General features: G+C 53.4%; 1 protein-coding gene. It reads right to left on the minus strand.

The genetic code is table 11. The features are described from left to right. A partial coding sequence (locus G9G53_RS25705) for a condensation domain-containing protein (protein ID WP_165150882.1) occupies positions 1-530 on the minus strand: 530 nt, incomplete at both ends.

Here is a 530-nt window from a genome sequence, read left to right on the forward strand (position 1 = left end):
AAATGCTCCAGCCAGAAGTGTTCCCGGCGTTGGTATGATTCACGCTGCATCTCCTGCTGCTGCCACACGGCGTAGTCCTTGTACTGAATTTGCAGCGGCTCCAATTCCTGCCCTTCGTACAGTTGTACCAGCTCCTGCACGATATTGTTCGACGATACACCGTCTGAAATAATATGGTGCATATCGTACATCAGGAGATGGCGCTCTGGTCCGGTTTGAAGAAGACGGACACGCAGCAGTGGTGCCTGACGAAGGTCAAAGCTGCGCACAAAGGACTCGATATAGGCATCGGCTTCGGACTCCCTGGCCTGCAGGTGCTCTACTGCAAACTCCACTTGATCGTACACCCGCTGAACGACCTCGCCTTCCACCACTTCAAAAGAAGTCCGCAACGTTTCATGGCGGGCTATTAACTGACGGAACGCATCCTCCAGCCGATCGGCCTGAAGCGGTCCCTCCACGGTTAATACACCCGGCATATTGTAGCTGAGATCCCCACCTTCCAGATGGCTCAAAATGTACAGTCTTTT

Origin of the sequence: Paenibacillus sp. EKM206P (genome assembly GCF_011066155.1) — a bacterium.
GTDB classification, from domain to species: domain Bacteria; phylum Bacillota; class Bacilli; order Paenibacillales; family Paenibacillaceae; genus Paenibacillus; species Paenibacillus polymyxa_D.